Below are 2,711 nucleotides of genomic sequence, written 5' to 3'. Positions count from 1 at the left end.
CGGCACCGGCGACGACTCGGTGTTCGCCCTCGTCGACAAGATCGTCGCCGACCTCCGTTCCGGTACGAACGTCGGCCCCCGTCTCGCGGAGATCGACGATCGACGCACCGCCATGCTCGGAGTGCAGGGCTCCGTCGGAACCCGCCAGTCTCAGATCGAACGCGCCAAGGAGGCGGCAGTGCAGAATTCCGTGTCCCTCGAGTCCCGCCGCACGGCGGTCGAGGACGTCGATTCGATCGAGGTGCTCGTGCGGTTGCAGGCGCAGGAGCTCGTGTACCGCTCCGCGCTCGCGGTGAACGCGCGCGTTCTCCAGCCCTCGCTGATGGACTTCCTGCGATGACCGCGGCACTCAGCTTCCTGACGCCCCCTCCGGGACTCGCGCCGCACGTCGAGTTCGCGCTCGCACCGGTCGACGGTGCGGACGGTCTGTTCTCGATGCGAGCCGTGGACGACGCGGATCTGCGCCTGTACCTCGTCGACCCGAGCACCGTGCTCGGCGAGTATGCGCCGATCCTCACCGACGACCAGGCCGAGAGCCTCGCGCTCGCCTCGGCCGACGATGCACTGGTCCTCGTGGTCGCCCACCCCTCCACGGAAGGCGTGAGCGTGAACCTGATGGCGCCCGTGATCGTCAATCGCACCACGGGAGCCGCGTCGCAGGTGATCCTCGAGGATCAGGACTACCCGCTCCGCGCTCCGCTGGGCTGAGGCGCGAGCCGCGGGCACTCCGGGCCTCTCTCACAGCGCGACCACGGCTACCCTGGAGACGTGATCCTTGCCGTCGACACCTCCCTGGGCACCGCTGTCGCCCTCATCGATGCCGACGGGGCGCGACGCGCCGAAGCCGCTGCCACCGACCCGCTGGGCCACGCCGAGGTGATCGGCGACCTGCTCGTCGCGGCGCTCAGCGATGCGGGTGACGGCGAGGTGACGCATGTCGTGGCCGGCATGGGCCCCGGACCCTTCACCGGGCTCCGCATCGGCATCGCCGCGGCCCGCACCTTCGCCCTCGGACGCGGCCTCCCGGTCGTCCCGGTCCCCAGCCATCTCGCCGCCGCGCTCACCGCGCTCGAGACCGAGTCGCAGCCGTTCGCGATCGTCACCGATGCCCGCCGACGAGAGGTCGCGATCACCGTCTTCGACGGGCTGGATGCCGATGGGATCCCGCACATCGTCGCCGACACCGTCCTGGTGCGGGCGGCCGATGCCGACGCGCACCTCGACGGCATCCGCCGCATCGATGTCGCCACCCTGTCGGCGGCGGACCTGGCGCGCGTCGGAACACGCGCCCTGGCAGCCGGTCGCACGCTCACGGGTGACGAGCCGCTCTACATGCGCCACCCCGACGTGACGGTGCCCGGTGCACCGAAGAAGGTCGGCTCATGACCCTCCGCGACGCCACCGCGGACGACCTCGACGCGATCATGGCGATCGAGGAGCGGTCCTTCCCGACCGACGCGTGGAGCCGCGAGACCATGGCCGCCGAGCTCGAGAGCATCCACGGCCGCTACCTCGTCGACGACCACGACGGCGCGGTCATCGGCTACGGCGGCGTGCGCGCGCTGCGTGGCAGTGCCGACGCCGACATCCAGACCATCGCGCTCCTCGCCGAGCACCGCGGGCAGGGTCGGGGCCGCGCGCTCCTGCGTGCTCTCCTGGCCGCCGCGGCCGAGCGCGGTGCCCGTGAGGTGTTCCTCGAGGTCAGGGCCGACAACCCCGCGGCGGAAGGCCTGTACCTCGCGGAGGGGTTCGAGGAGATCGGCCGTCGCCCCCGCTACTATCAGCCGGACGACGTGGACGCGATCGTGATGCGTCTGGAACTGCGCCGCCACCCGGCATCGCACGACACGACCGAGGAGGCGAAGGCATGAGCGAACCTCTGGTCCTCGGCATCGAGACGAGCTGCGACGAGACCGGCATCGGCGTCGTCCGCGGGCGCACCCTGCTCTCCAACACCATCGCGTCGAGCATGGACGAGCACGCCCGATACGGCGGCGTCGTGCCCGAGGTCGCCGCGCGGGCGCACCTCGAGGCGATGCAGCCCGCCATCGATGCTGCGCTCGCCGAAGCGGGCGTGGGTCTCGACGACCTCGATGCGGTCGCCGTCACGAGCGGCCCCGGCCTCGCGGGCGCGCTCATGGTCGGAGTGGGCGCCGCCAAGGGCCTGGCCGTATCGATCGACAAGCCGCTGTACGCCGTCAACCACCTCGTCGGCCACATCGCCGCCGACATCCTCACGGCCGATTCCGCGCCGCTCGAGTACCCGACCATCGCGCTGCTCGTCTCCGGTGGTCACACCTCGTTGCTGCACGTCCGCGACCTCACCACCGACGTCGAGCTGCTCGGCGAGACGATGGACGACGCCGCCGGCGAAGCCTTCGACAAGGTCGCCCGGCTCCTGTCGCTGCCGTACCCCGGCGGTCCCGAGATCGACCGGGCGGCGGCCGACGGCGACCCGGACGCGATCCGGTTCCCGCGCGGTCTCTCCCGGGCATCGGATCTGGCGAAGCATCGGTACGACTTCTCGTTCTCGGGTCTGAAGACCGCCGTCGCGCGGTGGGTCGAGCGCTGCGAGGCCGACGGGATCGAGGTGCCGGTGGCCGATGTCGCCGCGAGCTTCCGCGAGGCGGTCGTCGATGTGCTGGTGACCAAGGCACTCGCGGCCTGCGCCGACCTCGGGGTGCCGCGCCTGCTGCTGGGCGGCGGCGTGA

The 2,711-nt window shown here is 71.6% G+C and carries 5 protein-coding genes; all 5 read left to right on the top strand.

The genetic code is table 11. The features are described 5' to 3' along the window. Nucleotides 1–340 (top strand): flagellin (locus tag ACNPM4_RS15695; protein WP_448986298.1); only part of this gene is annotated, 340 nt, incomplete at its 5' end. After that, a complete protein-coding gene (locus ACNPM4_RS15690) occupies nt 337–708 on the top strand; it encodes a flagellar assembly protein FliW (RefSeq protein ID WP_448986297.1) in 372 nt (123 codons plus the stop codon). The genes ACNPM4_RS15695 and ACNPM4_RS15690, both read left to right, overlap by 4 nt. A gap of 60 nt (nt 709–768) precedes the next feature. Beyond that, nucleotides 769–1,386: a tRNA (adenosine(37)-N6)-threonylcarbamoyltransferase complex dimerization subunit type 1 TsaB gene (gene tsaB, locus ACNPM4_RS15685; RefSeq protein WP_448986296.1), complete on the top strand. Its 618-nt coding sequence runs from the start codon at nt 769–771 to the stop codon at nt 1,384–1,386. Then, the gene (gene rimI / locus ACNPM4_RS15680) at nt 1,383–1,871 is read left to right on the top strand and encodes a ribosomal protein S18-alanine N-acetyltransferase (RefSeq protein WP_262003372.1); all 489 of its coding nucleotides are present in this window, start codon (nt 1,383–1,385) and stop codon (nt 1,869–1,871) included. Before tsaB ends, rimI begins: the two co-directional genes overlap by 4 nt. Next, nucleotides 1,868–2,711 (top strand): tRNA (adenosine(37)-N6)-threonylcarbamoyltransferase complex transferase subunit TsaD (tsaD, locus tag ACNPM4_RS15675; protein WP_448986295.1); only part of this gene is annotated, 844 nt, incomplete at its 3' end. The genes rimI and tsaD, both read left to right, overlap by 4 nt.

It is taken from the genome of Microbacterium umsixpiens (assembly GCF_053543675.1).
The sequence above is the reverse complement of the archived record's forward strand: the minus strand, read 5'-3'. Positions and strand labels throughout refer to the sequence as shown.